At 52.3% G+C, this 26,849-nt stretch carries 22 protein-coding genes; 6 read left to right on the top strand and 16 right to left on the bottom strand.

The genetic code is table 11. The features are described from left to right. Positions 1 to 439: 439 nt before the first annotated feature. The 3 genes from V5G20_RS10185 (at position 440) to V5G20_RS10175 (ending at position 4,085) form a co-directional block, all read left to right on the top strand. A complete protein-coding gene (locus V5G20_RS10185) occupies positions 440 to 1,765 on the top strand; it encodes a helix-turn-helix transcriptional regulator (RefSeq protein WP_003386435.1) in 1,326 nt (441 codons plus the stop codon). Continuing rightward, entirely contained in the window at positions 1,740 to 2,558 is an 819-nt protein-coding gene (locus V5G20_RS10180; RefSeq protein WP_024985643.1) for a WYL domain-containing protein, read from the top strand. The genes V5G20_RS10185 and V5G20_RS10180 overlap by 26 nt, the downstream gene beginning before the upstream one ends. A 267-nt stretch (positions 2,559 to 2,825) precedes the next feature. After that, on the top strand, positions 2,826 to 4,085 hold the full coding sequence (locus V5G20_RS10175; RefSeq protein ID WP_003386437.1) for a sensor histidine kinase: 1,260 nt from the start codon (positions 2,826 to 2,828) through the stop codon (positions 4,083 to 4,085). Between the two features lie 33 nt (positions 4,086 to 4,118). Here the strand turns inward: V5G20_RS10175 and V5G20_RS10170 are convergent, their stop codons facing one another. The 12 genes from V5G20_RS10170 to spoIIP all read right to left on the bottom strand — a co-directional run bounded on the left by V5G20_RS10170 (position 4,119) and on the right by spoIIP (position 19,437). Further along, entirely contained in the window at positions 4,119 to 5,099 is a 981-nt protein-coding gene (locus V5G20_RS10170; RefSeq protein ID WP_122958219.1) for a 2-hydroxyacid dehydrogenase, read from the bottom strand. Between the two features lie 84 nt (positions 5,100 to 5,183). Beyond that, positions 5,184 to 6,188 (bottom strand): 4-hydroxythreonine-4-phosphate dehydrogenase PdxA, encoded by a 1,005-nt coding sequence (pdxA, locus tag V5G20_RS10165; RefSeq protein ID WP_031932757.1) that lies wholly within the window; start codon positions 6,186 to 6,188, stop codon positions 5,184 to 5,186. Positions 6,189 to 6,221: 33 nt separating this feature from the next. Continuing rightward, positions 6,222 to 7,424, bottom strand: a complete 1,203-nt coding sequence (locus tag V5G20_RS10160) for a hydroxyacid-oxoacid transhydrogenase (protein WP_003386440.1) — start codon at positions 7,422 to 7,424, stop codon at positions 6,222 to 6,224. Positions 7,425 to 7,451: 27 nt separating this feature from the next. Further along, entirely contained in the window at positions 7,452 to 8,897 is a 1,446-nt protein-coding gene (locus V5G20_RS10155) for an aldehyde dehydrogenase family protein (protein ID WP_024985646.1), read from the bottom strand. Between the two features lie 31 nt (positions 8,898 to 8,928). Beyond that, positions 8,929 to 10,197, bottom strand: a complete 1,269-nt coding sequence (locus tag V5G20_RS10150; RefSeq protein ID WP_227278120.1) for a lactate racemase domain-containing protein — start codon at positions 10,195 to 10,197, stop codon at positions 8,929 to 8,931. A gap of 37 nt (positions 10,198 to 10,234) precedes the next feature. Next, positions 10,235 to 11,509: a TRAP transporter large permease gene (locus tag V5G20_RS10145; RefSeq protein ID WP_003386444.1), complete on the bottom strand. Its 1,275-nt coding sequence runs from the start codon at positions 11,507 to 11,509 to the stop codon at positions 10,235 to 10,237. Between the two features lie 2 nt (positions 11,510 to 11,511). After that, positions 11,512 to 12,027: a TRAP transporter small permease gene (locus V5G20_RS10140; protein ID WP_003386445.1), complete on the bottom strand. Its 516-nt coding sequence runs from the start codon at positions 12,025 to 12,027 to the stop codon at positions 11,512 to 11,514. A 67-nt stretch (positions 12,028 to 12,094) separates the two neighbouring features. Continuing rightward, complete coding sequence (locus V5G20_RS10135) at positions 12,095 to 13,135, bottom strand: TRAP transporter substrate-binding protein (RefSeq protein WP_003386446.1); 1,041 nt, start codon at positions 13,133 to 13,135, stop codon at positions 12,095 to 12,097. Between the two features lie 4 nt (positions 13,136 to 13,139). Continuing rightward, a complete protein-coding gene (locus V5G20_RS10130; protein ID WP_003386447.1) occupies positions 13,140 to 14,471 on the bottom strand; it encodes a four-carbon acid sugar kinase family protein in 1,332 nt (443 codons plus the stop codon). 225 nt (positions 14,472 to 14,696) lie between these two features. Then, positions 14,697 to 16,580, bottom strand: coding sequence for a PrpR N-terminal domain-containing protein (locus V5G20_RS10125; RefSeq protein ID WP_338463383.1), 1,884 nt, complete (start codon positions 16,578 to 16,580; stop codon positions 14,697 to 14,699). 196 nt (positions 16,581 to 16,776) lie between these two features. After that, positions 16,777 to 17,112, bottom strand: a complete 336-nt coding sequence (locus V5G20_RS10120) for a potassium channel family protein (RefSeq protein ID WP_003386449.1) — start codon at positions 17,110 to 17,112, stop codon at positions 16,777 to 16,779. 432 nt (positions 17,113 to 17,544) lie between these two features. Further along, entirely contained in the window at positions 17,545 to 19,437 is a 1,893-nt protein-coding gene (spoIIP, locus tag V5G20_RS10115) for a stage II sporulation protein P (protein ID WP_003386451.1), read from the bottom strand. A 250-nt stretch (positions 19,438 to 19,687) separates the two neighbouring features. On the opposite strand from spoIIP, the gene V5G20_RS10110 reads away from it, so the two are divergent. The 3 genes from V5G20_RS10110 to V5G20_RS10100 all read left to right on the top strand — a co-directional run bounded on the left by V5G20_RS10110 (position 19,688) and on the right by V5G20_RS10100 (position 22,055). Beyond that, complete coding sequence (locus tag V5G20_RS10110; RefSeq protein ID WP_003386452.1) at positions 19,688 to 20,254, top strand: sigma-70 family RNA polymerase sigma factor; 567 nt, start codon at positions 19,688 to 19,690, stop codon at positions 20,252 to 20,254. Continuing rightward, positions 20,251 to 21,630 carry a DUF4179 domain-containing protein gene (locus V5G20_RS10105; RefSeq protein ID WP_031932750.1) on the top strand — a complete coding sequence of 460 codons (1,380 nt, stop codon included), beginning with the start codon at positions 20,251 to 20,253 and terminating at the stop codon, positions 21,628 to 21,630. Before V5G20_RS10110 ends, V5G20_RS10105 begins: the two co-directional genes overlap by 4 nt. Positions 21,631 to 21,881: 251 nt before the next feature. Then, the gene (locus tag V5G20_RS10100; RefSeq protein WP_157211771.1) at positions 21,882 to 22,055 is read left to right on the top strand and encodes a hypothetical protein; all 174 of its coding nucleotides are present in this window, start codon (positions 21,882 to 21,884) and stop codon (positions 22,053 to 22,055) included. Positions 22,056 to 22,351: 296 nt separating this feature from the next. Here V5G20_RS10100 and V5G20_RS10095 read toward each other — a convergent pair whose 3' ends face one another. The 4 genes from V5G20_RS10095 to V5G20_RS10080 all read right to left on the bottom strand — a co-directional run bounded on the left by V5G20_RS10095 (position 22,352) and on the right by V5G20_RS10080 (position 26,574). Next, complete coding sequence (locus V5G20_RS10095) at positions 22,352 to 23,926, bottom strand: FAD-dependent oxidoreductase (protein ID WP_031932749.1); 1,575 nt, start codon at positions 23,924 to 23,926, stop codon at positions 22,352 to 22,354. 686 nt (positions 23,927 to 24,612) lie between these two features. Continuing rightward, a complete protein-coding gene (locus V5G20_RS10090) occupies positions 24,613 to 25,134 on the bottom strand; it encodes a DinB family protein (protein WP_031932748.1) in 522 nt (173 codons plus the stop codon). Positions 25,135 to 25,283: 149 nt separating this feature from the next. Continuing rightward, positions 25,284 to 25,889, bottom strand: coding sequence for a DUF4241 domain-containing protein (locus tag V5G20_RS10085; RefSeq protein ID WP_122959091.1), 606 nt, complete (start codon positions 25,887 to 25,889; stop codon positions 25,284 to 25,286). A gap of 31 nt (positions 25,890 to 25,920) precedes the next feature. After that, positions 25,921 to 26,574 carry a hypothetical protein gene (locus V5G20_RS10080; RefSeq protein ID WP_003386459.1) on the bottom strand — a complete coding sequence of 218 codons (654 nt, stop codon included), beginning with the start codon at positions 26,572 to 26,574 and terminating at the stop codon, positions 25,921 to 25,923. Between the last annotated feature and the right edge of the window lie 275 nt (positions 26,575 to 26,849).

Raw genomic sequence — 26,849 nt, 5'->3', positions numbered from 1 at the left:
CGTAAAAAAGGAAGCGAGGAAAGAGGTGAAAAGGCACCGGCTGCCGCTCTTGGGCAACCTTTCAATCCCAATCCCATATTTTTCGAAGTAGCCCTTTCAAGCGCCTCGCTTCATCTTATTTATCAAAGGGATCATTGAGGAAAAGGTTGGATAGGTACAGATTGCTCTACCAACTGAGCTATCCTGTACGTGTACAGGAGTTGGACTCGAACCAACGACCGATCGCTTAGAAGGCGAAGTAACCCATCCGAGCGCCTCAATGATCTGATCTTCGCGGGCGCCGCCGTGCGGCGTCGACCTCGCACATTCATCATCGCCTATTTTTATGCCCGCGAACATGGCAAAAGTATTACGACATGAGAGAAACTTTTCCATTTTGACCATTTTTCGCTGTTTGGTAAAATGAGAAAGGACGATTAAGCGGAAACGGGGTATTGCCATGGCGAAAGAGAGCTTTGATAAAGAAATCCAATTCCTGCGAATGCTGGTGCTTACGAGCGGCGCCTACAACCGCCAGCAATTTGCGGAGCGCCTCGGCATCTCCGTCCATACCTTTGACAAGACGCTTCGGCGGCTGAAAGAAATCGTGCAGACGATCCATGCGGAGCTTCCGGAAAAGCAGGGAACGGAATTCGCAGACATGCTCCGCTTCAGCTACTATGAGTCGTCAGACCCGATCCTGTTGTTTTTGTACAGGGCCAAGTCGCTGAAAGAATCGGAAAGCCACCGGCTGTCTCTCATCGTTGCTGCCCTTCAGGAAAAGGCATTGACGGCAGCAGAGCTGATGGACATTTGCTGCGATGAACTGCCTGCCGATGTTTCTCTTCCCGACGAGAAAACCATTCGCTCCGATTTGAAGTATTTGGAGCAGGTCGGCGTGATCAAAAGGGAGGCTGGCGGACGGCCCTACCGCTATCGTGTATACAACGATCTGGTAGCCCAGCTTACGGACGACGAATTGCTCGATCTGTATGACTTTGTAGATGTGATGGCAAACACCCAGGTTCCTTCCGTACAGGGGTACCTGCTGCGGGACACCTTGAAGAAAGCGCTGAAGCAAAAAGAGCTTCCTCTTGCTGTCACCGATTCATTTTTGTACAAATATCACTACTACTCGCGCATTTTGGACGAGGCGCACTTGTTTCCCCTGTTCCAGGCAATCCGTCTCCGCCGGAAGGTCAGATTTCTTTACTTTTCTCCTAAAACGGGAAAAAGCTATGCTTCCCAAAATACGAATCCCCTCTTTGAAAGGGAGACAGAAGGCAGAGAAGAGCACGTCCTGCCCTTGAAGGTGGTGTATGACCATCAATATGGCCGTTGGTACCTTCTCGGGAATAACTACCGCCAGGGGATCATGAAATACAGAGTGGAAGGACTGACGCAGGTCGAGGAGAGCGAAGAGGTGCCGGAAGCGGAGTTTGCGCAAAAGCTCGCTCAACTGGAGGCGAGAACACGCTTGAGCTGGCTCGTCGACACGGGTGCGCCGGTAAAGGTCAAGGTCCGCTTTTTCAGACCGGACAAACAGCAGCCGGATTTCGTCAAGGAGCGGGTCCTGCTCCAGGGGCAATGGGGCACGATTACCGAGGAAAACGATGACTGGTTTATTTACGAGATCACGGTGAACGGGACAACGGAGATCAAGCCCTGGCTCCGCAGCTTCGGTTCGAGCTGCGAGGTTCTTGAGCCTGTGCGGCTGCGGCGGGAGTTTATTGCGGAGTGGAAGGAGATTCAGTCCTATTATGAACCTTTTCGAGAAAATCTTTAATTATCAGCTCATTTCCCGTCTGGACGAATACGGGACTTTGCCCATCACTGCCCATGAGCGATCCTGGCTGAAAGCAATGCTGGCCCACCCGTCGGCAGAAGCGGCTTTTGCCCCGGAAACGCGAACCAAATTGCAATCCCTTCTGGAGCCGGTAGAGACGGTTGCCTTCACGGAAAGCCTTGGAGAAAAGGCAAAAAGCAAGGAGCGGCACGTCTACCACCCTCTTCTCAGACTGCTTCGGCGCATTCTGGCAAAGAATCAGGGAATCCGCATGACGTACCGGACAAAAAACGGCCGGGTAAACACGGGACATAAGGGCCTTCCTTATAAGCTGGAGTATTCGATGGTCAAAAAGGAATGGTATCTGCTCTGGTATCATTTCCGCTATCAAGCCTATATGTCGACCAGGCTGCAAAGCATCGTTTCTGTCAGCGAGGAGCCGGTAGATCCAGGCGAGGCAGCTGAGATCAGAGAGAGAATCGAAGCCACTCTGGAGGCGCGCAAGGAAACGGCTGTCATCGAGGTCGTCCGTTCGTACAACCGGGAGCTGTCGAGGATATTGTACGCCTTCTCCTGTTTCGAAAAGGAAGTGGAGTATCTGGATCAGACGAATACGTACCGGATCAGGCTTACTTTTCTCGCTGACGACAGCGAATACATTTTGTCCAAGCTTCGCTTCCTGGGCAAGCGGGTCCGCGTCATGGAAGGAGAGCGTCTAAAGCAGCGAATGTATGAGTCCGCGGTCAAGGCACTTTCCCGGTACGGGATCGAATCAGTGGATCCGCTTTTCTAACAGTTGTTTACAAGTCAAACATCTGTCAGCACTAAAAAAGAGATTTGCACCATGTCGAGCCATAAAACAAATAGCCAGTTGAGACGCTCCCGCCGGGAAAGGGGGAAATGGACTCACCTGGCTTTTTTCCTTGTTCATTGTTCATTTGCATTTCTCCTTAACCGCAATCAGCGCAAGGAATCAACAGGGGGGACCTCGAAGGGTTTAGGGAAGAAATGTCGAAATAGTAAGAAATATACAACGGACAATCTGTGATGGGGACGCTAAATGAGTCTATTAAAAGAGATTATCCTGCAAATCTTCTTCGCTTTAATCCCTTTTGTCGCATTTAATATCTACTACCGCGATAAAATCAGAAACTACAGCCAGACTTTTATTCTCCTCACGAGTTCACTCTGTCTGTTTCTCGCCATGACCTTTGCATCCAATGTCGTAGACGGAGTCATCTTCGATATTCGCTACGTCATCATGTTTTTTGGACTGGTTTACGGCGGTGTCCAAACAGGCATTATCCTTCTCGTCGAATTTGTCATTTACCGGTTGTACCTAGGCGGGGAAGGAATGCCGGTCGCGATGATCATCTTGGCCTGCACCTTCTCTTTATCCCTTCTCTTTTACAAATTGTACAAAGCGAATTACCGCAGAACGTTTGTTACCTTTCTGGCGGGAATTGCCTTTTCGGTTATTCCCTTGGTGCTTACGTACTCCTTTTTTCCGAACGACGTGAAGGAGCACCTCGCCTACCACCTGATCGTCATACCGATGCAAAACTCGCTCGGCACGTGGCTCCTGCTTACTTTGTTTGGAAAATCCGTAGCAGATAAAGAAATGTTCATCAGGCACGCTCAAAACGAGAAAATCGAAACAATGAGCCATGTGGCGGCCTCCCTCGCTCACGAGGTGCGAAATCCGCTGACAGCGGTTAAAGGCTTTTTAAAACTGATTCAAGAAGACCATAAACATCTGCCCAAGCTTGAACAGTACATCAACATCTGCCTCGGCGAGGTTCAAAGGACCGAGCTCATTCTCTCGGAGTATCTCTCCATTTCCAAACCGTTGACCGCCCGCCATGAGGTAATCAACTTCTCTGAGCAGCTTTACGTGATTCGGGAGGTGATGTCTCCGTACGCCAACATGCACAATGTCGAGCTGGAGGTCCATGCTCCCGACAGTCCGGTACCTGTTCTGGCAAATCCGGACGAAATCAAGCAGGTGCTGGTTAACTTCATTAAAAATGCGGTCGAAGCGTGCTCGGAGGTCTCCGACGCAAAAGTGATCCTCAGGCTGTCGTCCGAGGAGGACCGCGTCGTTCTGAAGATCAAAGACAACGGCATCGGCATGACTGAAAGCCAGATGAAACGGCTCGGCTCCATTTATTTTTCCACGAAGTCAAACGGTACCGGACTCGGGCTTACGTATTCCTATCAAGTGATACACGCCATGGGCGGGACGGTGACAGTGGCAAGCAAGCCTGGAGCAGGAACGAAGTTTACGCTCATTTTTCCCGAAGCCGAGCAAGTCGGTTGACCCTGATCGCACATGGGAGGGACTTCTATTTATCTACCTTCCATATATTTCGCTGTTCACTGTATGCAGCAACCGGTCCCCGGACAAACCGCGCAAAATGTTTTCCGCCGTCATCATCGCCATTTTTGTTCTCGTCGCGATGCTGGCGCTGCCAATATGCGGGGCAACCACTACATTGTCCAGCTCCAATAGCGGATGGCCCGTACTGATCGGTTCAGTCTGAAAAACGTCCAGTCCGGCCGCCCAGATCCGCTTCTCCTTCAACGCTTTATACAAGGCTTCCTCGTCCACGTTTGTGCCACGCGACGTGTTGATGAAAATCGCGCTGCGCTTCATCAGCGAAAACTCCCGCTCTCCCATCAGCCTTCGCGTGTCTTTTGTCGCCGGGGCCATCAGGATGACGTAATCCGACTCCAGCAGCAATTCTTCCAGTTCACAGTACCGGGACCCCAGCTTTGCTTCCGCCTCCGGCTTGCGGCTGCGGTTGTGATACAAAATGGACATGTCAAAGCCTTTGGCGCGTCTGGCTACCGCTTCGCCGATCCGCCCCATGCCGATGATCCCGATCGTTGCCCCCCATACGTCTTGTCCGGTCAACAGCATCGGGGACCAGCTCTTCCACCTGCCCTCCCGCACGAACCGGTCGGCCTCCGGTATGCGTCGGGCCGTTGCCATCAGCAGCGAAAACGTAAGGTCGGCGGTCGTTTCCGTCAAAACGCCAGGGGTGTGGCCGACGGGAATGCCGCGCCTGGTCGCCTCCGCCACATCAATGTTGTCATAGCCTACCGCCATCGTCGCGACCACGCGCAAGAACGGAGATGCATCGAATACCGCCCGATTGATCGAATCGGATACATTGGTGAAGATCGCTGCCGCGTCTTGTACTTCCCCCAGCAGCACGTCTTGCGGTATTTGCTCTTCCTCAGAATCCCACATGTATACCTCAGCTCGTGCTTGCAGCAGTTCAAGCGCTGGCTGGGGAATTTTTCTCGTTATCACAATTTTGTCTTTCACCGTACATTCCACCTCCGGTATGGAAAGAGACAGCAGGGTCATCTCGACTGCTGTCTCGTTTGGTGCATTATCTGCTTCCTCACTTTATACGCGCTTCGGCGCCAATTCGATCGCCTGCCGAAGCGCTTCTTTCAAACTGAGCTCATCGGCAATGCCTTTTCCGGCGATGTCAAAGGCAGTCCCGTGATCCACGCTGGTACGGATAATCGGCAGGCCGACTGTAATGTTCACGCCCGCCTCCAATCCAAGCACCTTTACCGGACCATGGCCCTGATCGTGGTACATCGCCACCACGATGTCGAAATCGCCGCGCACCGTCCGGAAAAACAGCGTATCCGCAGGCAGCGGCCCCACCGCCTGGATGCCTTCTTGCTGGGCCTTTTCCACAGCGGGAACAATTTTTTCCTCCTCCTCGCCGTAGCCGAACAAGCCGTTCTCCCCCGCATGCGGATTGATGCCGCAGACACAGATGCGCGGCTGGGCATAGCCTGCTTTTTGCAGTGTCTCATGGGCCAGCTTGATCACCTTGTAAACACGTTCTGCATTGATCTTTTTCACCGCGTCGATCAGTCCGATGTGCGTGGTCACGTGAATCACTTTCAGCTTCGGTGCGGAGAGCATCATGGAGTAATCTTCCGTCCCCGTCAATTCCGCCAAAATTTCGGTATGACCCGGATAAAGATGACCGCCCTTGTGCAATGCCTCCTTGTTTAACGGCGCCGTGCAAATCGCATCGATCAGTTTCTCATTTGCAAGCGAAATGGCCTTTTCCAGATAGCGAAAGGCAGCGTTGCCAGCCTCCGCCGAAACAACTCCGAACGGAAGATCGTGAGGCAGCAGATCCAAATCCAGACATTCGACAATGCCCGGTTCAAACGCGGCTTTCTCAATAGATGAGATCGAGCGCACGACGAGGTCCGAGCCTACGACTCCTTTGACACGCTCCAGCATTTTCGCGTCGCCGATCACGAATGGACGGCACGCATCGTAAATCGCTCGATCCCGGAGCGCCTTCATGATGATTTCCGGACCTACCCCGGCAGCATCCCCCATCGTGATCGCGATAATCGGCTTGTTGTTGATCGTCATAGCCGTTTTCCTCCGTTCTTTCAAAAGTCGCCGCTACAGCGCTTTGCGCAGAAGCTCTTCCAGGCTTTTCTGGGTTGGCACACGGGGGTTGTTGCGGATCAGCCGGTTGATGCCGAGCGATTTGCTGGCGATCTCGGCCAGATCCTCTTCTTTAATGCCGATCTGGGAAAGGCGGGTCGGCAATCCGATCGCTTCGACCAGCTTGAATACTTCCTGCCAGGCCACCTCTGCCAACTCCTTTTCCGTCTTGCCTGCCGGGTTCACCCCGAACGCCAGCGCGATTTTGGCCATTTTTTCCTGTTCCACGTCTGTGTTGTACGCCATGACATAAGGCAGGAGCAATCCGGTCACTTCACCATGCGGCGATTTGACCAAGCCGCCGATCGGATATGCCAGCGCGTGGGCAGCCGCTGTTCCCGCATTGGAGAAGGCCATGCCGGCAAGCAGGCTGCCGAGCAGCATGTTTCCGCGTGCCTCCAGATTGCTGCCTTGCTGAACCGCCAGGACGAGATTTTTCGCGATCAGTTCGATGGCTTTATACGCCAGTGCGTCGGCAAGCGGCAGCGATCCCTGGAACAGCAATTCGCCTTCCGCCCGAATGTAGCGAAAATCCTTCGCCGTATACGCTTCGATTGCATGCGAAAGCGCGTCGATGCCAGAGCAGGCAGTCACGTACGGAGGCAGGCCGACGGTCAGCTCGGGGTCGAGCAAAGCTACCGCTGGGCGCAAATAGTTGTCCGAAATGCCGATTTTCAGATTGTTTTCCAGGTCAGCCAATACGGCAACGGAAGTCACTTCCGAACCGGTCCCCGCTGTAGTCGGGATCGCGATCAATGGAGCGATGGGGCCGGGCACGCGGTGCTCGCCAAAGTAATCGGACGGATGTCCGCCATGGGCCATCAGCAGCGCTACCACTTTGGCCAAGTCGATGCTGCTCCCGCCGCCCAGACCGATAATCGCGTCCGTATCCATATGCGCCTTGGCAAATTCATAGCAATCGATCGCCGTTTGGATCGGCGGTTCCGGAACAGCCTGATCGTAAACGACCACCTGATACTGCGCTTCTTCCAACAGACGGAGCACCTTATCGGCGATCCCCGCCCCCTTGATGCCGGGGTCTGTGATCAAAAAAACATTTTTCGCTTTGATCCGCTGCAAAATCTTGTCCAGCTCGCGAATCGAGCCATTCCCGTATACGATCCGCTCTGTAGAAAAGAACTCCCATGTATGTCTCATACCCGCTTCTCTCCTCTTCCCTGTCGATTAAGACAGATTGATCACGACAACCCGCTCTTCCGTCATTTCCTCCACTGCCCAGCGCGGGCCCTCCTTGCCGATGCCACTGTCTTTCACTCCGCCGTATGGCATCACGTCAGCACGGTATGTCGATACGTCGTTGATGATGACTCCGCCGAACTCCAGTTCATGGACAGCGCGCATCGCCAGCTGCAGGTTGGCTGTAAACAGACCGACCTGCAGTCCAAGTCTGCTGTCGTTTGCCTGGCGGAACGCATCCTCGATGTCGTCGAACGGAATGATGCTGATTACCGGAGCAAATACCTCCTGGCAGACCACTTTCATCTCAGGCGTTACATCCACCAGTACGGTCGGGTAAAGAACCGCTCCTTCCCGCTTTCCTCCGCATGCCGCTTTTGCCCCTTGTGCGATGGCTTCGCTGATCCACGCTTCTGCCCTTTTCGCCTCTTTTTCCGAAATCATCGGACCGACATCTGTCGCCGGATCGGTCGGATCCCCCACCTTGAGCGAGTGAGCGACCTTGACCGCCTGCTCCACGAAGCTGTCGTACACGTCGCGGTGCACGTAAACGCGCTGAACGGATATGCAGGCTTGCCCGGCGTTCGAAAAGCCGCGTGTGACGCACAATTCGGCTGCCTTGCCAAGGTCTGGCGCATCCCGGTGGACGATGTTGGGCGAGTTGTTACCCAGCTCCAGCGTGACCCGGCGGATGCCCGTCGTACTCTTGATGTGGCGTCCCACACCAGGACTGCCTGTAAAGGTAAACATCGCGATGCGCTCGTCCTCCAGCAAATATTGACCCGTTTCCGGACCAAATCCGTTCACCACGTTGAGAAAGCCCGCCGGGAGCCCTGCTTCTTCCAGAATTTCGGCCAGCTTCATGGCGATGATCGGCGTCATTTCCGCCGGCTTCAGCACAATCGTATTGCCCGCCGCAAGAGCAGGGCCGACCTTGTGCACCGTCAGGTTGAACGGGAAGTTGAACGGAGTGATGGCTCCGATCACCCCCACCGGTACCCGAACGGTAAAGGCCATCTTGTTTTCATTTCCCGGCTGGCCGAGCGGAACGCCTTGCCCAGCGATTCGCTTCGCCTCCTCCGCAGAAGCGATCAACGTCTGAATGCCGCGATCGATCTCTCCCCGCGCGTCTTTGAGGACCTTGCCTACTTCCGCGACCAGAATCAGGGCCAGCTCCTCCCTGCGCTCTTTGATGATGTCCGCCGCGCGCATGAGAATTTCATAGCGCTCCACCGGACTCAGCTTTTTCGTATGAAAGGTATGAAGAGCACTCGTTACCGCTTTCTCCACGTCTTCCTTTGACGCTTTGCTGACACGAGCAAGCTCTTCTCCCGTATATTTGTTCATCACGGCGAACATATCATCATTTACTTGCCATTTCCCGTCAATATAGTTTCCGTACACGGTGGTGCCTTTTCCAGTCTGTGCTTGCATGGCGTACACTCCTCTCTTTTTTTGCTTGATCTTACGGATGGTGCTGCATTTTTGGCAGGTAGCCCTGATCGTCAAACTCCAGCTCCGCCAATTCTCCCACCACTTCCACATGCGGCAATTCGGTCACTTCCGGCAGCAGCGCCTCCGATACGTAGAGGTACTCCAGATGAAGTGTACTCGGAATCCGCATGATGCGAGCTTTTTCCGGCTCTACGCCCCAGTTGGCGCGCAGCGCTGCAGCTAACGCTGCCCGGTCGCTTTCGAGCACGATCGGAATGCTCGCCCGGGCAAGGAATGTGCTGGTGATGACATTCTCATTCATCGCTTTGAAGTCAAGCTTGTCAAAGAAACGCTGCGTGGTCAGATCAGCCAGGCCGATGCCAAGCCCATTGCCGTGCGACGCCTCGGAAAGATCGCTGGCGATGATGTACTTGATGCGCGGCGACTGGGGTTCAGGCGTCCCCTGAATCCGCAGCCTGCCGATGATATTCGTGTCCATTCCCGTGCCGCTGTAGTTCTTGCCCACTTCATCCACGATCAAAATGTCGATCTCTTCTGCGGGCAGCTTTGGCATCAAGGCCGCTGACTCTGCCAAAAGCTCCCGCTCCCTGGCTTCAATCTGTGCCGTCGGGATCGCTTCGATCAGCGCCGTCTGTTCAAACGCATTTTCCACGATGGCGATGCCGCAAAGAATCTTTGTACGGGCCAGCATGACCCGCGCCACTTTGGGCATGATGTCGCGGATGCCTGTCACCCCGTGACTGTGGATCAGCAAGGCTTGCTTGTGTTTTCCAAGCCCGATGGCGGCCATTTTCATCAATCCGCTTTCAATGCCGATCGGCGATTTGAAATCGGTATGCACCTTTACCCGCCCCATCAGGATGATCCCGTCCGCTGCCAGAGCGTTCTTGTCCACGTAAACCGGCATGCCCTCTTCTGTCTGGCCGATCTGCTCCACTTCCATCGAAGAACGGATCGGCGCTCCGCAAAAGGCCTCCGTTATCCCCAGGCTCTCCAGCACTTCCACCTGTCCTTTTGCCGTCGCGCCTCCATGGCTGCCCATCGTCGGCACGATGAACGGTTCAGCTCCCATCTGCCTGAGCTCGCGGACGACAGCCCGGATGATCAATTGGATGTTAGCAATGCCCCGGCTGCCCGCTGTAATGGCTACCTGCATCCCCGGCTTGACATTCTGCTTCAGCCCTGCGCTGTCGAGCTGCTTGCTGACGGTTCCGTCAATGTCCGCAACGACTGGTCCCGTGAATCGTTGTCTGATTTTGATCATTTTTGGAAAGTTCATGGTACAAATATGCGCCTCCCGCTTTGAACTTACGTCGTTATTTCAACAAGCTCGGCAACCAAGTGGAGATCGCCGGTACATAGGTGATGATCAGAATGTCGACGATCAGCATGATAAAGAACGGAATGAGCGCTTTCGTCAGCTCCTCCAGCTTGATCCCGGCGATCTGGCAGGCGACAAACAAGTTCACTCCTACCGGCGGCGTTACCATCCCCATCGCCAGATTGACGATCATGATCATGCCGAAGTGAACCGGATCAATGCCAAGCTGAACGGCGATTGGCGTCAACAGCGGCGCCAGAATGATGATTGAAGCAGACGTTTCAAAGAACATGCCGACAAAGATCAGCAGCAAATTGATCAAGGCCAGGAAGATAATCGGATTGTCGGAAAAAGCGGTAAACGCGGCGGCAATTTTTTGCGGCACCTGTTCGCGCGTCAAAATCCAACCGAACATTCCTGCCGCGGAAATGATAATCATGATGATCGACGTCGTAATTGCCGACTTGGAGAAAATCTCCACCAATTGCTTCCATTTGACTTCACGGTACACAAACACGCCGACGATCAATGCATACAGGACGGCGATCACTGCCGCTTCTGTCGGTGTAAAGAACCCCCCGTAAATTCCGCCCAGGATAATGACCGGCATCAACAGGGCAAGCAGCGCTTCTTTGAACGCTTGCCAGCGATGCGACCAGGTAATGCCCGTCTCGCCTTTGTAGCCGCGCCGCTTGGAAATGTACCAGCATACGAGAATGAGCGAGCCGCCGATCATGATCCCAGGAAGGAATCCCGCGATAAACAGATCGCCGATGGACACTCCAGCGGAAATACCGAACAAGATCATCGGAATGGACGGGGGAATAATGACCCCCAGCTCTCCGGATACAGCCTGTGTCGCTCCGGCAAAGCGGATGTCGTATCCCTTCTTCACCATCGCCGGAATCAGGATCGAGCCGATCGCAGCAGTAGTCGCCGCGCTGGAACCGGAGATCGCGGAGAAAAACATGGCCGTCACGACCGTTACCACTGCGAGGCCTCCCGTCATTCCCCCTGCCAGCGAATTGGCAAAGTTGACGAGCCTGCGGGAAATACCCCCCGACTCCATCAGCGAACCGGCGAGGATGAAGAAGGGAATCGCCATCAGCGGAAACGAATCGAGTGCGGCAAACATCCGCTGGATCAAAACGATGAGCGGCATCGATCCGTCGTTCATAAAAGCGACCGTGGAAGCAAGGCCGATAGACAGAGCGACCGGCACGCTCAAAAGGAGCAGCACCAATAGCGAAATCATCATGACAGCTGCCATCGTTATTCAGCTCCTTTGAAAAATTCGCGGTTCATTTTTCCGGTGACCACCTCGATCAGAACCGCTATCGAATTTAGCAACATGAACACTCCGCCAATCGGCAGCGATGCATACGGAATGGTCATGGGGATTTTCAAACCTGGGGAAAGCTGTTTTCCAACATGGGCAAGCATTTGAAAACCATACACGATTAAGACGACGAAAAAGACCATGGAAACGAGCAATACAATGATACGAAGCACCTTTTGCAAGTGGGCGGGAAGGCGTTCTGCGATTGCCTCCACTCCAATCAATGCACTGTAGCGAACAGCCAGAGATGTTCCAATCAACACAAGCCAAATCATTGCGTAGCGAGCGAGTTCCTCCGTCCAACGGGGGATATCGATATTGATATAACCGCTCAGCAAGCGCGCAACCACCTGGTATACGATCAATGCCGTCATCACGGCCAGAAGCAATGCAATTGCGTAACGCAACACCTTGTTTACACCGTCAATCGCTTTTACTATCGCCTGCAAAAGACTTCACCCCACCTTATGAATCGGCGGATAGGTCCCCCTATCCGCCTCCATCAATCTCCAGACCTTACTGAGTATTGCGAATTTTCTCGATCAGCTCTTTGCCGAATTGCGGTTCGTATTTTTCGTAAACGGGTTTCACCGCGTCAACAAACGGCTGCAGGTCCGGATTTTCCACGATTTCCATGCCTTTGGACTTCAGCTCGCTCAAGTACTGCTTCTCCATCTCGGCCACGGTTTCACGCTCGAATTTCCCTGCTTCCAGCGCCGCTTCTTCAATCGCCTTTTGCTGTTCTGGCGAAAGCGCATCGAATTTGGCCTGCGACATCATCAGGATCGAAGGAGAGTAGAAGTGGCGAGTCAGGGACAGGTGCTTTTGCACTTCGTAGAAACGGGAGGTCATGATAACCGGAATCGGGTTCTCTTCCGCATCAATCGTTCCTTGCTGCAGAGCCGTAAACAGCTCGGTGAAAGCCATCGGCGTCGGCTGTGCGCCCATCGCCTTGAAGGAATCCATGTGGATGTCGTTTTCCATCGTACGGATCTTGAAGCCCTTCAAATCCTCTGGCTTCGTGACCGGATGGGCGTTGTTGGTGACGTGGCGAAACCCGTTTTCCCACCAAGCAAGCGCTTTCACACCCATGCTGCTTTCAACCTTCGCCAGCAAATCGGTTCCCACTTCACCATCCAGCACTTTGTGTGCATGATCAGCGTCGCGGAACAGGAACGGCAGGTCCACAACCGTTACTTCCTGTACAAAACCGCTCATCGGACCAGTCGAAGAAAGGACCATGTCAATGGAGCCGACATTCAGACCCTCGATCATGTCGCGCTCTCCGCCAAGCGCACCGTTCGGGAAGGTTTCAATCTTGACGGAGCCATTGGTTTTGCTCTCTACCAGTTCTTTGAACTTCTCCAGACCCACCTGGTAGTGGGATGTGTCGGCCAGCGTGTGACCTACCTTCAAAGTGACTGCTTCACCCGAAGCGGCTGCTTGCTGTCCGCCGGCATTTCCGCTGTCAGCAGGTTTTGCCTCGCTGCCTCCGCCGCCACATGCGGTCAAAAGAACCATAGTCGAGACGACCAGCGTGCTAAACATTTTTTTCATTCTTCTATTCCCCCTCTATCAAAGTCGTTTTGTATATTTTTTCCACGGCATGCACCAAGGAAAAACGATTGCCAAATGCTCCTGCCTTGGTCACGACAGGCAGCTTGTCCGCCAAACCGCCGATGATGACGGAAAGCGGAATGCCTTCTTCCACTTCACTTACGATTTGCAGTGCTTCTACACCCAGGTGCAGGCAGGTACGGTAGGCAATATCGCCGCCGGTGAGAACAAATCCGCTCAGCATGCGCCTGGCAAACACGCTTTTCCCCACTTCTCCCAGGAAATCCGCGATCGCGTTGCCGACTGCAAAACCGCTTTCTCCCGTGCGTTCCATCCACTCTGCAACTGCCCTTCGCATGCTTTCGGAAGAATCTGTACTCAGTACGGGCACAAGCTGATCGTCAATGCTTGATACGATCTCTGCTTCTACCCGCATCCTTTCCTGATAAGCAGTCTCTTCGTTTAATAGAGCCAGCGGATCGGCCGTCACGATGCGGAACTTCGGCAAGCCCCTCAGTACCTCAATCTGCTCCGCCGTAATAGCGCTTACACTTCCGGCAATCACGAAAACAGGAGCATCAATCGCAACGCTTTCCCCTTTGTCTGTAAATTGAAGCGGTTTCAAATTTCCTCGGGGGGCAAGCTCATTGGATAATGCATCGGCAAGCCCCGCAGAGCCCACCCACAGCACGCGCTTACCGGAAGCAACCAGTGCTTCTGTCGCCTTTTGCATATCCGACTGGTCAAAGGCGTCAAAAACGATCAGCCGCAAGCCCGCTGCATGTTGACTGTTGATTGCAGCAACCAGCCTGTCGCGATCGCCGCGAACCGTTCTTACATCGATATGTCCCACCGCCCGGCTCGTTTGTTTGCCCAAAAGAGTCGGCAGATGCGATTCATTCACAGGCGATTTTGGGTCGCGGGCGAACTCGGTGTCTTCGAGCAAAACCTGGTTGACCAAGTGATAACCGCCGATCGTCGTCCGGTTGTTGGCCGGATACGCCGGAATAATCGCCGCCAGATCGAACGGCCCGTCATCCATGAGTGCGTTGATTTCAATCCCCACATTCCCGCGCAGGGTTGAATCGATCTTCTTGTAGACGCAGGGAATGGTATGGAGATGCAAATGTGCCGCCATTTCCTTGTTTTTTGCATATGCCTCCGCCGGATCAAGCGACCTGGTCTCCGCGTTGATAATCCAGACGTCAGCTGCTTGTCCGCTTTGACGCTTTGACGGATCAAACAGCGATACAGTCCGAAAGCCTTTCTTTGCAAACTGCACACCCGTATCGTTTGCTCCGGTCAAATCGTCCGCGATAACGACTATCCTAGCCAATCAAACAATCACCTCTTTGCTGCATGGCACCCGTTCGAGCCGATCACCTCTTCAGCACCTCGCACAACTTCATGTGTTGCATAATTAAAATACACGAATTAGTTGCAAAATTCAATACTAATTTTTTCGATTCTTCGATTCATTTTGCAACATTTTAAGAAAACTGATGATTCCCATAACAAAAAGCAACAAGCTATCTGCTCGTTGCTTTTTGAAGATTTCCGTCTATTCGCTTGTCGCTTGCTTTAATTTTCTCCACAGTGTCGACCGATTGATCCCCAGTCGTTTTGCTGCTTCCGACTGGTTCTGCCCCTCTTCCTGCAGCACGCGCCAGATCACTTCCCGCTCGATTTCCTCCAGTGTTTTTCCGCTGATGTCAATCCCGCTTCCCAGCGATTGGGCGTCTGCCGTTTTGTCTAGCTCGGTTACGATATGCTCCGCTTCCATCCGCTCGATGAAAGGACCTGTTGCAGCATGGCACATTTTCTCAACGGCTGATTTCAATTCCTGAATATTGCCGTACCAGTCGGCCCTCTTTAACAAATGAAGCAATTCCGGGCGCACCCCGACGATCTGTTTCCCGGATCGGGCATTGAAAGAAGCGATGAACCAGCGAACCAGGTCGTCGATGTCTTCTTTTCGCTCGCGCAACGGCGGAATCACGAGGGAAAACCCGTTGATCAGGTGAAATACATCTTCGCGGAAGCTGCCATCCTCGATACAATTCTTCAAGTTTCGGCCGTTGGCGCAAATAACCCGAACATCGAGGGGTATCGGTGTTGTACCGTTGATTCGGCTCACCTTGTTTTCCTGCAGGACATTGAACAGCATCGCCTGCACAGATAGCGGCAGCTTGCCGATAGCGTCGATGAACAGGGTGCCGCCATGGGCCATTTCAAACGCCCCGCGCTTGATCAGCGCTCCTTCGCTCCCGAACAGCTCCAGAGGTAGCTGCTCCTCCGTATAGGCCTCGCAGTTGAAGAAGACAAACGGAAAGTCCTTTCGACGTCCCGCATTGTGGATCGCCTGGGCGAGACTTTGCTTGCCTGTCCCCGGTTCCCCGTAAATCACCACGGGCAATTCGGTTTGGCTTGCTTGTATCGCTATTTTCAGCGTCTCTTTCATTTTGTCCGAACCTGCCACAAGCTGGTTGAAATGCATGCTGGCCCGGTGCTCAAAGCCCGTGATGGACTGGCGAATCTGCGACTCCGCTTTCTGTATCCGGCGTGCGGATGAAATGACCGCAAACCCGCCGTCCTCTTGCTCATCTAGCAGCAGCGCTTGTTTGGTGAGCAGCGCTTTTTCACCGTTTAACGAGACTACTTCCTCTGCAGACCGCTCTCCTGTTTTCAACACGCTGTCCAAATTCAACAGCGGATGAAGCTCTTCGATCTGTTTGTCCAGCGCATGCTCAGATCTGATCCCGAACAATTCCTCTGCCTGCTGGTTAAAGACGAAGACGCGTCCCTCCCTGTCAGCGGCAACGATGCCTTCCGGAAAGCGCTGAATCACGGCCTCCATCCGCTGCCGCGCCGCTTTTTCGCGCCGGGTGTAATACGCCATATGCACTGCTTCGGAAATCGACTCTGTCACCGATTCCTTTCCCGAGGTAATCAAGATCGCCTGCAAGCCCATCCTCGTTGCCATCGAGGTGGAAATCACGTCGCCGATAATCACCTGGACGCCTTGGGCCAGAGCCAGCTTCAAGCCGTTTTCGATTTCTTCCTCCTGATCAATGGGAAAAAAGGTCAGGTTCATATCCAGCAGCGTTCCGATCGCATCGGCGCCCTGGATCGTGTTCAGGTAGCTCATCAAGCCGACTTTGCCAGTGTAGCCCTTGACCAGCGTCAAGGTCCGCAGAATATCGTAGCCGGATATTTTCACTTCCACCACCGGCAGATTGCAGTGCTTTCGGAGCAGGCGAGCGGTCGCCCCCCTGCTGATGATCACGTCATATCCGTTCTCTTCAAGGCTCTTCGCCAAGGCCAAGCCTTTGTACAGGTCGCCTACTTCCACATCCAGTTGAGCGCCGCTTGGCATGTCCTCTTTTACTTCGAGAAAAACATCGCGCATCCCCGGATACGGGGCAATTACCAGGATACGAGTCAAGAAAAACCCCTCTTTTGCGCAACATATCACCATGCTCCATGTTGCAATTTGATACATACAGTGTACAAGAATTACTTTTCCCTTTTCAATAGGGGGTGGGAAATTCTCTTGGACGAGCATTGATTTTCCGTTCAACCCCTGTAGATGAAACAGAAAAAACCTCATCGTAAAAGCCATGAGGTCCGTCTGCTCCAGATTATTTGCTCCTGTCTCGCTGGGAGAGGTAGATTCCGATGGCGATCCGGCCGACAACACTGAAGGTGAGTCCCGCTCCCGCAAAAATGTAGATCATGGTAAATATTTTTCCCTCGTTCGTTTGCGGAATAAAGCCGGCATGCCCCACTGTCGTCAGGGTTGTCACACAAAAATACAAAGCATCGAGAATGGAAAGCCCTTCCGCATTATGATAAAAAATAGTGCCAGACAGCAGCAAAAGGACGACCAGCGTAAAAATAACCTGAAAATCTTTTTCTTTGAAAGCATGCAGCAAGCCTTTCAGCATGCGTGTCAGAGTCAAAAAAAATGAAATCATGGCAGGTGCTCCATTTCCGGCTGAATTCCATTTTACACCAGCTCGTTTTGCCTAAAATTGTTCCCCCCTGTCTGCAAAAATATCCAAGGCTTTCGTGGCCTAGCAGCGCCTTCCCCGTTGGGAGTTCCCTCTGTCGGTGTCTGGGCTTCCCATTCTGGCCCGAGGGCTTCCACAATAATCATCGGAAAGGCCGAGTTCTTCGTCCCGAAAGACACTTTGCGTCGCGTAAAGGAGTACGGTCAGTTGGACTGAAGCCTTTGCCGTTGTTTAACCCTCCTGATAGCCGTACCCACCTGGACCGACAAGCAACCCTCAGAGCCGCTTGGCTGCAGGCAGATTGTAAACACCCTGACCTTTATGACCAAACGATTTTCACAGCTTGCAAAAAGAAGCACGATTCTCTCCGCAGATGCTGCGAAAAGAATCGTGCTTTTAGTGGTAAGCGATTTGGGATTCCAGCATGTAATTGAAAAACACATCGGCAAACGCTTCTGCCGTATTGTAGCACTCCTCCAATGTGTTGTTCGTTCCGCCAAATTCCAAAAGCAGGCTTCCCCCGGAAATGGACTGATTGTACTCGCCATTCCCCTGGTTTGAACCTTTCAGAATAACTCCCCGCGACAAGCCGGGATACGAGGCTTCCAGACGGGCATGCAGATGTTCCGCCAGCTTCTTGTTTTCCAAATAGTTCGGATTGGCCGTCCCGATCACAAACAAGATGCGCGAATACGTCTTGCCATTCAACGTAATGGCAACCTTGCTGCGAGGCTCGTCGCTGTCGCGGTGAATATCGAAAATGTATTTCAGGTACGGACTTGTCGCAGCAGCTGCGCTTACAGCTTTGTACGATTCCGAATAGGAAAGCGAATAGCTTTTCTTTTGCTCCGCGAGCTTTTGCGCAAAGTCGTCCCGGTTCACCATCGTGGGGATGCCTCTTGTTTGCAGCAGCTCACCGAGCCTTTTTCCGACCAGTGTAATATTGATCTCGGGGTCATCCACTGAGCTGCCCTGTGTATTTCTGGCCACATTTCGCCACGACTCGCGGTTATGTGTGTGGTAGATGTAGACGGTCTCATTTCCGACCATGCCGTGGTTGTATCCGACGCCAAGGCCGTTCGTTCCATTCGCCGGCTGGCCTCCCGGCTGAATGCGATCAACGACCCAACCTGCGATATAGGCGGTCGTATTGTCGCCGCGACGGATCACATACCAGTCTCCTGCTGTCTGCACGATTGGGTATACTTCACCGGGCTGAACGGTTCCAATGACGGCGTACTCGGTTCCGGGGCCAGACCGTAAATTCGTGTCGGGATTTTTTACGCGAATCGATGCCTGAGCTTGTCCCGCCGGATTCGGAGTGCTTACCCCGGCCCCTGGAGTGCTGACCGGCTGTCCCTGTCCAGGCTGCCCTCCTGCAACAGGATTGAAAATATAGGCATAGACGCCGTTGAAGCTGATCTTGTACCAGCCATCCGCATATCCGTAATGGTTGATGGCCGTGCCAGCATTTAGCTGGCCGATCACGGGACTTAGAAAATCCGGCGCGCTAAATATTACATAGCCTTCCGACAGCATAATCGTGCCGGAGGCTTGTCCATTGCTTGGCGTAAATGAGGATGGCGGAGCAGCCGGGACAGCAGGTGTTGTTGACGGTACAGGTGCTTCCCACGGACCAGGAGTCTGTGTCGTCAATGGCGGCTGCGTCGTCGCCGGGATTGGCGTTGGCACTGGCGGTGCTGCTGGATTCTGCGAAAAAACTGGCGGTTGCGTGGTCGCAGGATTCTGCGATAAAGCCGGTGGTTGCGTGGTCGCAGGCGGCTGCGCAGGAGCAGGTGCCGGTTTGGGGGCAGGAGCAGACGTTTCCGTTAGAAAACGTGCATTGACCCAGCCGCTCACTTTGTCAGACAGCTTGATCTGTGCCCAATCTCCCTGCTTTTTGGTTTGCAAATAGACGCCGGTTTTGTCGATGATTTGCAAAATTTGTGCCGTCGCATTCGGTTCGGCCCGAACATTCAGCATGTCTACATTGCTCTTAACATATTTCGGTTGCTGAATTTCAATCATTTTGACGTATTTATTGATGACCCAGCCTGTCTTCCCATCCGTGAGCTTCACCTGTGTCCAGTCTTTCTGCTGCTTGATGATCGGCAGCCGTGTAGCTTTGGTGATGGTTCCGACGATTTGGGAGGTTGTACCCGGAGAACTGCGAATATTCAGCTGATCAACAGCTACCTCGATATGGGTAGCCGCCCGCACCCAAGATGGCGGCAGCAGCAAAAACAAAAAACAACTGGCGATCAAAGCGACTTTTAATCGTGCATGCAACAATCTCGTTCCCCTCTGTTCGAGTATTCGGCATTGGAAAATCTATCCTAATCATTAGATTTTCTAGATTCATCTACATTTTCCTTCACCGTGCGACATTTTTTGTCTGTAAAATGAAACGGAAATGTTGAACGGAAATCAATAAAAAAATGGAGACAAACGATCCCGGCTTCGTTCCCTGATAAAAATGAAGTTTCTTGTCACACTTTCTGCTTCAGCCGGATCAATCTTGGTAGGAACAATAAATGAGGTGAAACAATTGAACGACTTGGAAGCCCTGCCGATCACGCTCACGAGAAGCCGGGAAGCGACCCTCAGATGGCTGATGCAGCAATACGGGGAAAAGGTGTACCATCTGCTCTGCCTGACGGTCAAAAACCACGCGGTTGCGGAGGACATCACACAGGAAGTATTTATCAAAGCGTATCGCGCACTGGATTCCTTTCGCGGCGAAGGTGACATCAAGCACTGGCTGTTCAAGATTGCCATGAATGAAGCGAAAAAGCACTTTCGCTCCTGGTCATTCCGCCATATTTGGACGGTGGTGGATGAGCGTCTGGGCAGCATGCTGGATCAGGACGCCAAAGACAGCGTCGAGGAGGAAGTGGAAAACAGGCTGCATCGGGAAGACATTTTTCAAGTGGTCATGTCTCTTGCCCCCAAGTATCGGCAGGTCGTCATCTTGCACTACTACGAGGATTTGACGATCAAGGAGCTTGCCCACATCCTGGGCGTGTCGCAGGAGGTTGTCCGGACCAGATTGAGCCGGGCGCGAAAGCAGTTGAGAAAGATCATGTCCGAGGAGGCCGGAAGATGAAGGAAGATCGTGTATGGAGAGAATTTGCCGAATCAGCCAAGCAGGAGCTTCGTCAAAAATATCCGTTCCGCCTGTCCGAGCTGGAAGCCAAAGTGATGGATAAAGTGGAAAAGCGAAACCGGCAGTTCCGGTGGAAAACAGCTGCTTGGATGACCGGAGCCGCCGTTTCCTGTGCGCTGGTAGTAGCCGTGTGGAATCCACTGGGCCTTGGAGGCCTATTCGTAAAAAACAACGCGGTCCAGTCAACGGCGAAATTCGAATGGCTGGCCCCTGACGAAGGTTTTGCCAATGCCCTTAGAAACGGCTACCCCATTTTGCATTCGGTGAAAAAAGAGCAAAACGGTTATACCGTTGAGGTCAAGGAAGCGATGATCGACCACCGCAGGGTCATTTTCACGATGCTGATCTCGGGGAAAATCATCGACGACGTCGCAAGCGAAAATGATGAAGAGAAAAAAGCGGATTTCGTTTTTGCAAAACTGACTACCGCTATTGGAAAAATCGGGAAAACAGGTGGCACGTCCTACGAATGGAAGCAAATCGACGGTACCCACTATCTTATTTTCAAGTCGAGATACATGATGGATGACGACGACATGGATGCGCTTTTGAAACAGCCAAACCCGGTTCTGCCCATCCAGCTCGTGAAACAATCCCACAATGGCGAAGAGGTGCTCGTGGAAGTCCCCCTGCCCTTGCCGGAGGAAGTCGTCTCGGCAAAGAAAAGCATTCAGCCGACAGCTACGAACAACCAGCCCCAGCTCGGGAAACAGGACCTGCTTCGCGAACTCGCCATGGAAGAAATAGAAATGACGCCGACCCTTACGCGGGTACATCTGCAGGCAAAAACGAAGGAAGGCTTTGAACTCCAAAGCTTGATCAATCCCCGTCTGGTGGATGACCAGGGAAGGGAGTACAAGCCGGCAACTGACGGCAACCCCATTCAGGGGTATAGACATATGGCTGACTCCTTCTATCTGGATATGATTCCTTCCCTGTACTATGGCGATGTTCCGCAAAAGCTGTCTCTGAAGTTTGATGGTGCAACCGTTTCAACAATGAAAACAGGCCATTTTACGCTGGAGCGAAGCGGGCAATTCCCGCTGGAAGCGCCGTTTGGAAACAAGACCGGCCGAATCCTCCAGGCTTACTACAAAGATCAAAAGCTGCATGTGCTGCTGCCAGGAGAGGCATTGTCGGAAGAAACCGTATTGAAAGTAGACGGCTTGAATTACGACAATGAACTTTTTCAAAACGGCTCCTTCATTCGCACATATTCTGTTCCGAAAAAGGATGCTTACCAGGTCGACACGGAGAGAATCGACTTTCAGGAAATCAAGATGGATGGGCTTGTTCCCATCATTGACGGCAAATAAGCTATACGAGTTCGCTAGGCTTTGGGGACGGCCAGACTGCCCATGTCACCGCCAGACGGAAGCTGACACTCTCGAAAGTGTCAGCTTTTTTCTTAGGTCCAGTTTGTATCCTTATTTCCTTTTTTGTAAAATAATAAAAAAACAGTGAGTTAACGCAAGTAAATACATCGCGGTCTGCTAAACGGGGTCGCTTCCCTATCTAATCCAAACAGGATGATTCGTACCTGATTCCCGCAAAAATAGGAGGATTCATGCAAATTTTAAAAATGCTGATGGTTCTTTTTGGGACCGTTGCGATCTATTCGCTGGCAAGTGCTACAACAGGCCATTCGTTGGACAGCGGACTGGCGGCCATTGCCTGGATTTTATCGTTAATTGCATCTGTGCAGCTCGTAAGAATGTTCACGGATGGCAAGGACAGGTAAGGCTATTTGTACGGCTCCCCCTCTCCTATTAAAATACTGAAGCACCTACTCTAATCCGACTGCACTTCCCTCTATCCCCCATTGCAGAAAAAGACCAATGAGTTCCACCGTTTCAAGCCGTTTCAAAATCCGAGGCACTAGAGGCCATCTGGCTGTTTCTCATACTTCTATCTTTTATCCTTCCGGTTCCCTATTAATGAAAAAACGAGTCCGGCGCAATACCGGACTCGGAAGACTTGATCGGGATTATTTGCGTTGCCAGTTCGTTTACCGCTGAACCACTCGCTGATCCTCGTCTACACCGCGTACATCGTCGGCCAGAAGTACTCCACACCTTCCGAATACAAGAATGCCTGGAACTTTTGCAGCTCCGCAGGCGTATTGCGGACAGCCCGAGGGGTCAGGCCGTATTCGAGGCAGTATGCCGCCAAATATCCGGCAGCCTCGCCGACGTTCCACTCCACCGGATGAAGCCGGAAGCAGCCATTGGTGATGTGGGTGACGCCGAGGTTCTTCGCTGCAGGCAAAAGGTTGTTCACGCGCACCGGGATGAGGCTGCCCAGCGGAATTTGGAATGGATAGGTGGAGACATCGACGTAATTGCGGTTTGCGGTACTCGGATGCAAATCGATGCGATAGCTCCCCACACCGACGGAATCATGGAATGGTTCCGCCTTCCCCGTTTGACGGCATGCCGCGCTGACATGCTGCTCAAGTACAGTGAATTCAGCCTTGATCCGCCGGGATTCGCGAATATACGGGTACATGGCAAGCCCGTCCTCTGTTCCGACGACATCCTTGCGGAGACGCAGCCCGGGGTATCCTTGTCCTCCATCCGGGCGAGGAGCCTCCGTCTGCATCCAGTACAGAAGCGACATGCTCAGTTGCTTAGCCATGTAAAGGTGGCGCTGCCGCTCTTCTTCCGGTACATCAATGATAGAGCCCAGCCAGTAGTCATTTTGCGGCCAGTTGACGAGGGAAACCCCGCTTTTGTACAAGCCGTCCCGGAAATTTTTGGGGTCTGCTACCCGGCGATACGTGAATAACGGAAAATACTCGGTTCCCGGAAACAGCTCATATCGTACAGCTTGCGTGGTGTCTCGCGGATTGGAGCCTGTCCAGCTAAGCAGCTTGTCCGGCCAGAAATCCGGTTTGTAGCTTCTCCAGAAGCCGTAGGTTTCCGGCCTTTCAATCGTATGGTCTTCACCCTCCAGATAATCCATGGCGAAGCAGTACGTAAATGCCTGAATATCGTTTGGCTGCGGCGGACCGACGACGGCGTTTGGCTCGCCTGTCTCCTCCACCGATTCTGCTCCGAGCACATATTCCACGCCTGCCAGAGGAAGCACGTCGCCGCATTCGGTAGCGTCCAGGAAATAGGGAGCCGCGAGTTCGATCTGCTCATGATGCCTTGTATCTTCTACAACGATGGACAGCACCTCATCGCCGTCCACACAGACGGAATGAAGCTTGTGGTTGGTCAGAACAGTCAATCTCCCGCTGTTTATATACGGAGCGAGCATCTGATAAAAAACAGCCAGAGCGACCCGCGGCTCGTGGCAGAGACGGCTGACGGAGCCATTGCCGGGATTCAGATTGGGAATTGCTCTCGCCTCGGCCGTCATCGGATAGTGATTGCGGTAATAATCGCGGACACTGTTGCGGAATGTGCGATAGCTGCGCGTACAGCCAAACTGTTCAATCCAGGGATGCTCATCCGGCGGCACTGCTTGACTGGTAAATTGGCCGCCAATCCATTCCGTTTCCTCCGTCATAATGACTGATTTTCCTGATTTGGCTGCGGCCAGAGCTGCTGCACATCCGCCTGTTCCCCCGCCAATAATCACAACATCGGCATGAAGCTCTCTCATTCTCTCTCCCTCGCTTTCTCCAGTTTTTGGGTATCTCTACTTATAGTTACGATTAATTGGCAAAAAATGTTTCAATAAATATAAAATTTCCTTTTTTATCTTCTTCGAGAAATACGAAAAAACCCCCGGGCTACCCCGAGGGCCGTTGATGGCTGCCCCCCTCATTTTGCTAAATATTTCCACTTGCCACATTGGATACTCCAGCACGCTTGCCCTCTTCGACGATCATCCGGAAATAATACAAACCGGAAGCACGATCGGGCAGCCGGATGTTCAGGTAGCTTGTTGTGGACGTAACAGGTCTGTCTGGCTCTGCATCTACCCATGTATCCTGGTCTGTAGAGTACTGAAAGGCAACCGAGGCAGCACCGGCAGGCTCCGCAAAGGTTAAAAAGACAACTACGGAACCGTCTGCGCGTTTTGTTACGCCAAAGACATGCAAATTTGAAATGGGCGCTGGTTCTTCGCTATTCTCGACTTATCTCCTTCTTCTTGCGAGGAGCTTCGTTCGAGCCTACACCGTGCGGGCGACTTTCATCGCACACGGCGTTCCATCAACGGAAAAGAAGACTTTACAACGGGCAAGCCTAGCTTAGACCAGCTTCAAAAGGATGTCTGCTATCGAAAGTTAATTTTCTCTGATGGAACGACCTTTTTCCAGTCCTTACACGTTTACAGGCAATTCGCTATTTCAATATGCCCAAATACTCTTTCCAAGGCCCCACGTCCGTTCTGTACCTTTCAGCCATTACCCGTACGATTTGCGCTATATGTGTCAAATCGTGAACAACCCACGTAGACAGCAGTTCTCGGACCTTCACTGTACCGAATGCAGGGTGAGAGCCAGTCACCTCAAGATGCGCTTCCGGTTCAACAAGCTCCTTTAGTTTGGCGATATTTTGCATTCGGATCATTGTAAATTCCAGCAGCTTTTGTTCAATCGATCGTTCAAGCTTTTCATTCAAGTGCGAATAACGGTCAAACGGGGGAAACGGTTTCCCCTCTCCTTCCTGAAGCATAAATTCCAGTCTCGGTATCCAATTGTGTTTTTCTCCTTCTATCAGATGCTCAATCACTTCGGAGACGTTCCAGGTTCCTTCGCCTTCATTGCATTGCAGCCATCCATTGGATACACCGGACAAGAAATGCTCCAAAGCCTGTGGCGTTCGCTCAAGAATTTCAATGGCTTCTTTCAGTTGAAAATTCATAGACTTGCTCCTTTCTTTGCTTTCTGTCGAAGACTCTCCTTTCATCACGCGACTGCTCATGTCGTTTGTCGCTGTTACTAATGGAGGAACAATGTTTGGTAGCCATTTTGTTTGAGCCAAGCGAGCTTGTTCTCTATTTCAATCGCTTGTTAGATGACCTGGAAATCGGTTACGAGCGAAACAATTTTTCCGCTTTCGTCAATCCCCCAATAAGTAGCGTAAAAGCCGTCTCCGTATCCTGAGCGAAAAATAATTACATTGAGTCCCGCATCCTCGTCTGTAACCGCATTGCACCATTCATCGTCATGCTCGGTCATCAAGTCATCGATCAGGTCGTCGTATAAGCTGATAAAATCCTCGCCGCGTTCGCTTTGCAGCTTTTCCTCCAGCTCGTCCATTTTCTCGATCGCTTTTAAATCAGCAAAACATCCGAGGCCCGTATCAACCGGGTAGCCGAATATATACCCCTCTTCCAGTTCTTCTACATTCTGCCCAGGCACTGTAGCCATTTCCCAACGAACCGGCCGGGACTCGGAAAGCTTCAGTTCAGCTCCTGCGATGCAGTTTTCTTCCACGTGCCACCAGGCAATGACTGGGTACGCACCTGGCTGAATAGTCCTCTCAAATGGGGTATGCCGGGAAATAAGAGGGTCACAGGCGACAATCTTGCCGGAAATCACTTTAAGCTGTTCGAGAATCTCTGGGCGCAGCGTTTTGCTTTCGGCATTGGCTAATTCGTTCAACAGATTTGACATTTGTGCGGTTTCCTACCTTTCCCTGAATCCATTATTTTTTGTTCCATAATGCCTTGTCGTAGTAATCGACGCATAACCCCTGGTGCTTTCCTGTAAAAATGTCGAGATGCACATGAGCGTGTCCGCCATTTCTTCGATATTCTCCTGCACCAGCTCTGGAAAGCGGCTCAAACAAGCCGGAAGCCACTTCAAATACGCTTTTGCTGCCAATCAAAAACAGCGTTTCATATTTGCTTTTGACCAATATCTTGTCTTTGTTTTCTGCGAAGGCAAACTTTTGATAATCGTCATGACCGAGATCGGCAAACCTTCTCGGGTTGCAGGTATAGCTTTTCTTGTTCCCTTTTTGGGTGCGAAACCGCTCCCTCAGGTCCTTCCAGAGTCCGGTGTTCGCCTGCAAAGAATGGTGCAGCAAAACCAATTCATCATTTCTGTCGCTTGTAGAAAACGAATGCAAATCTTCGGGCAGAAACTTATCCGTATGGCGCAAATAAATGATTTTGTCTCTATTCTGACTGGCGAGAAGAAAAATGCAAGCAAGCTCCTGCAATGCCCGCTGATCCCCGAAAATCATGTACATATTCTTGTCGAACTCGCATGAATACAGATTGACCGTATCAACTGTGAGACAAAAGTACTTTTGATTGCCGAGGAACACTTCTTTTTGAACGTATTGTATTTTCAATGTTCAAACCACCATACTTAAGTATCGATATGATTTCCTTATTTAACCATTTTTTGGAGCATCCTTGGCGGCTCCTGACATTCCATCGTATGCTCCTGCAAGCTGTCCATAGACCGCACCGGTGCCGGATGTGTCTCGTCATCCCGAGATTCACGGCAGCAGTATGCCATCCTCGATACCATCCGAGTGGGAAAAGCCAATAAAACAGACTGATAGACTCTACCACATTCAATAGATTCCTGAACCTCAATGACATGTTAACGAACCGGTTTTTT

The organism is Brevibacillus borstelensis, from assembly GCF_036700025.1.
GTDB lineage: Bacteria > Bacillota > Bacilli > Brevibacillales > Brevibacillaceae > Brevibacillus > Brevibacillus borstelensis.
Note: the sequence above shows the minus strand (reverse complement) of the source record. Positions and strands in the feature narration are given on the sequence as shown.

Excerpts from the sequence above, each read along its gene's own strand:
- V5G20_RS10180 (WP_024985643.1), top strand. The coding sequence starts at position 1,740 with ATGAACCTTTTCGAGAAAATCTTTAATTATCAGCTCATTTCCCGTCTG.
- V5G20_RS10175 (WP_003386437.1), top strand. The coding sequence starts at position 2,826 with ATGAGTCTATTAAAAGAGATTATCCTGCAAATCTTCTTCGCTTTAATC.
- V5G20_RS10135 (WP_003386446.1), bottom strand. The coding sequence starts at position 13,135 with ATGAAAAAAATGTTTAGCACGCTGGTCGTCTCGACTATGGTTCTTTTG.
- V5G20_RS10120 (WP_003386449.1), bottom strand. The coding sequence starts at position 17,112 with ATGATTTCATTTTTTTTGACTCTGACACGCATGCTGAAAGGCTTGCTG.
- V5G20_RS10160 (WP_003386440.1), bottom strand. The coding sequence starts at position 7,424 with ATGAGACATACATGGGAGTTCTTTTCTACAGAGCGGATCGTATACGGG.
- V5G20_RS10150 (WP_227278120.1), bottom strand. The coding sequence starts at position 10,197 with ATGAACTTTCCAAAAATGATCAAAATCAGACAACGATTCACGGGACCA.
- V5G20_RS10155 (WP_024985646.1), bottom strand. The coding sequence starts at position 8,897 with ATGCAAGCACAGACTGGAAAAGGCACCACCGTGTACGGAAACTATATT.
- V5G20_RS10185 (WP_003386435.1), top strand. The coding sequence starts at position 440 with ATGGCGAAAGAGAGCTTTGATAAAGAAATCCAATTCCTGCGAATGCTG.
- V5G20_RS10085 (WP_122959091.1), bottom strand. The coding sequence starts at position 25,889 with ATGTCAAATCTGTTGAACGAATTAGCCAATGCCGAAAGCAAAACGCTG.
- V5G20_RS10095 (WP_031932749.1), bottom strand. The coding sequence starts at position 23,926 with ATGAGAGAGCTTCATGCCGATGTTGTGATTATTGGCGGGGGAACAGGC.
- V5G20_RS10105 (WP_031932750.1), top strand. The coding sequence starts at position 20,251 with ATGAAGGAAGATCGTGTATGGAGAGAATTTGCCGAATCAGCCAAGCAG.
- V5G20_RS10145 (WP_003386444.1), bottom strand. The coding sequence starts at position 11,509 with ATGGCAGCTGTCATGATGATTTCGCTATTGGTGCTGCTCCTTTTGAGC.
- pdxA (WP_031932757.1), bottom strand. The coding sequence starts at position 6,188 with ATGACGATCAACAACAAGCCGATTATCGCGATCACGATGGGGGATGCT.
- V5G20_RS10090 (WP_031932748.1), bottom strand. The coding sequence starts at position 25,134 with ATGAATTTTCAACTGAAAGAAGCCATTGAAATTCTTGAGCGAACGCCA.
- V5G20_RS10100 (WP_157211771.1), top strand. The coding sequence starts at position 21,882 with ATGCAAATTTTAAAAATGCTGATGGTTCTTTTTGGGACCGTTGCGATC.